This window comes from Bartonella sp. AP331QHHD (assembly GCF_042195905.1).
Taxonomy (GTDB): domain Bacteria; phylum Pseudomonadota; class Alphaproteobacteria; order Rhizobiales; family Rhizobiaceae; genus Bartonella.
Genome location: NZ_JBHIPG010000041.1, coordinates 1 through 2,868 on the forward strand (window position 1 = coordinate 1; position 2,868 = coordinate 2,868).

At 40.3% G+C, this 2,868-nt stretch carries 4 protein-coding genes; 2 read left to right on the top strand and 2 right to left on the bottom strand.

All coding sequences use genetic code 11. From position 1 onward, the window contains the following. A partial coding sequence (locus ACFIMS_RS05150; RefSeq protein WP_375696444.1) for a tyrosine-type recombinase/integrase occupies positions 1-714 on the top strand: 714 nt, incomplete at its 5' end. 210 nt (positions 715-924) lie between these two features. After that, positions 925-1,125 (top strand): AlpA family transcriptional regulator, encoded by a 201-nt coding sequence (locus tag ACFIMS_RS05155; protein ID WP_015856172.1) that lies wholly within the window; start codon positions 925-927, stop codon positions 1,123-1,125. Between the two features lie 102 nt (positions 1,126-1,227). On the opposite strand, the gene ACFIMS_RS05160 is transcribed toward ACFIMS_RS05155, so the two are convergent. Beyond that, positions 1,228-1,629, bottom strand: a complete 402-nt coding sequence (locus ACFIMS_RS05160) for a hypothetical protein (RefSeq protein WP_375618845.1) — start codon at positions 1,627-1,629, stop codon at positions 1,228-1,230. Further along, a partial coding sequence (locus ACFIMS_RS05165) for a filamentous hemagglutinin (RefSeq protein WP_375696445.1) occupies positions 1,626-2,868 on the bottom strand: 1,243 nt, incomplete at its 5' end. The genes ACFIMS_RS05165 and ACFIMS_RS05160, both read right to left, overlap by 4 nt.

Sequence of the window (2,868 nt, forward strand, 5' to 3'; positions counted from 1 at the left end):
CTTGCTCCCATTTGGCATACAAAAGCAGCAACAGCTGATAAAGCTCTTACCCGCCTTAATATTTGTCTCAAACATGCGGCTGCTTTGGGTTTGGATGTTGATTTACAAGCAACAGAAAAAGCACGCGCTCTCTTAGGTAAACAACGCCATAAAACGCAAAATTTTCCAGCTATGGATTGGAGAGATGTCCCTGCCTTTTATAAAACACTTTGCGAAGCATCAACCTTAACACAACTGGCTTTGCGTTTGCTTATTTTGACAGGCGTTCGTACCAACCCTTTGTGTCATATTCATAAAGACCAAGTTGATGGCGATATCTGGACAATCCCTGCTGAAAATATGAAAGGTCGACGTGATACTACAGAAGAGTTTCGCGTGCCTCTATCATCAGAAGCATTAGAAATCTTAAAACAAGCGCGCTTGCTTTCTCGCAATGATTTCTTCTTTTCTGCAACCGGTCGGGGTCCCCTCGCTGCAAATTGTATGGCTCAATATATGAGAGACAATAAAATTGAGGCATGCCCCCATGGATTTCGTTCTAGTTTACGTGATTGGCTCGCTGAAACAACCGATGCCCCTTATGAAGTCGCAGAAACTATTCTAAGTCATACAGTAGGCGGTAAAGTAGAGCGTGCCTATCGTCGGACTGACTATTTAGAACAGCGCCGCGTTTATATGGATAAATGGGCGGCTTATGTCACGGGTCAATCTTAAGATATGGGGTGAATAACCCCATGATCTGTGGATAACTTTAGCTCTCTTTTCTCTCATTCTTTCTCAATAAGAGTCATAAATTATCACATCAGAAAAACTATGATAAAATATTGTTTTCTATAAATAAAATACCTTCAAAAATGAACCAAAATGTGGTTAATAAATAGTTATGATTTGTTCTCATTTTTTTACTTTTGAAAGGATTTTAGTATGACAGAAAATGATATTCTTTTAACAGACCGTGAAAGTGCAAAACTGCTTCATATGAGTGTTTCAACATTCCGGCGTCATGTTACCAATGGCTCTCTCCCAAAACCTTTAAAATTTGGCTTTTTATCCCGTTGGTTACAATCGGATCTTTTGAATGTAATCGAACAAGCAAAACAGCAACGTTATAACGACGCGGCATAAAAAGAAAACCTTATCACGTAAGGACGGACAAGGCTTTCTCAAACTCATCAACCTGGTGCTTTATTTGGTGTAAATTCAAGGCTTTCTCTACTGAAGCAAGACTTAAGGCTGGCATTCAGGTGCATTTTTATACTTTTTACAAAAAGGGCTGTTCAAACGCTTCTTGACACTGCGCTGTGGTATGACAGCACCTGGACGACAAATGGGAAGGTTTTCAGCTCTAAAAGTATAACACCAATATGGTCCTCCCCATTTGTAGCGGAATCCTGCTTGAATCATGCAAGCATCGATGGAAGCCTCTGCATTGATGCTTAGCTTTCTATTTTCTGGAAAAACATCATAAGGGGTTGGCATACCACATTCTAACAATGCTTTTCCTACCTCAGTAAAATCTGCTCCTGGTTTCTCCCATGCACTCAAAACTCCTGGTGGAGGCTTGTCGATGTTACATCCAGCAATATTTAACAGAATGAGACCACTTAATAATTTCAAGATTTGTTTCATTTTTTTCTTCCTGAATATTTTGAATAAATTGGCGTACGATTAGGTAATCCATAAGCCTGTCGACATATTGAACCTGCATTACCATAACAAGCATGGACACTGGGGTAGCCCTTAAATATTTGCCATGCTTCTTTCCAAGGACCACTTCCAGGAGGTATTTGCCCAAAAGTGTAAGGATTTTTGCCAATCTTTGTACCAACAAAGTCATTTTTATGATTTTCCAAGTTTACGTAATCCTGCTTTCCATCACTTAAGATATATAACGTATCTGCCATGTTTTGAGTATTATAAGCTGGTCCAAAGAAATTAATCGTTGTTTTCTTTGCTATACCATGAACACCATGCTTTTCTAAATCATGCGATCCATTGCCCGCTGTCATACTGCCACGGCTATGCGCATCAGTATGCAATCCTATATTGCCAAGGCTATACAACAGATTCTGGTACTTCTTCGTCGAATTGGTCAAAATACCCAACTTACCTTCTAGAGCATACTGATACCCTGCAATGAACAAATCTACCAAGAACGAATCGCTATGAGGGAACATCAGAAAATAGTGTGGATCATTCTTGTTATCAGCCAACTGAACCGCATTATGGGCTGCGTCATCTGGTGTTGTAAAAATACCATTGAGAAAAACATGAACCTTGCCATCAGAACCTTTTTGTAAATTCTGTTGTTCTTCAGGCGTTAAATAATGATATTGCGGCTGCGGGTTTCCATGACTGTCTCTTATAGGATTTCCATTTTCATCTTTTGCATAGATCACATTGCCATTTTCATCGTGATCTACAGTAGCCAGATAATGCTCTTTGATAAACATGTTTACAAAGCTCTGTTCAAAGATATTAGATCCTTCATCCGATAAATCATTGATCATATCTACGCGATTATGTACTATCCCCTCAAGCGATGCGACATCTAGCTGTTCTACTGCTTGGTGGGCTGTAGCGGTGTTGCGGTTGAGAGAGCCAATGATTTGTCCAGCATCTTGCCCCATCGCCCTTTGTCCAGTTGTATCAGTAAGGATGATAGTCCCATCACTGATAGCAGATTTGGTTTCCCCTTCTGCTCCATCCTTGGCTTTTCCATGACTTAAAGCATTTTTAGCAATATTTTTTATGATGCCATATTTCCCCTGTTGCAAAGCACCGCCACCAGAAATGCTAAACCCATGGCTGCTGGCTTTAGCATGGGCACTGTTGCTGATATCACTGGTGCTAATGCTTCCTGTGGTC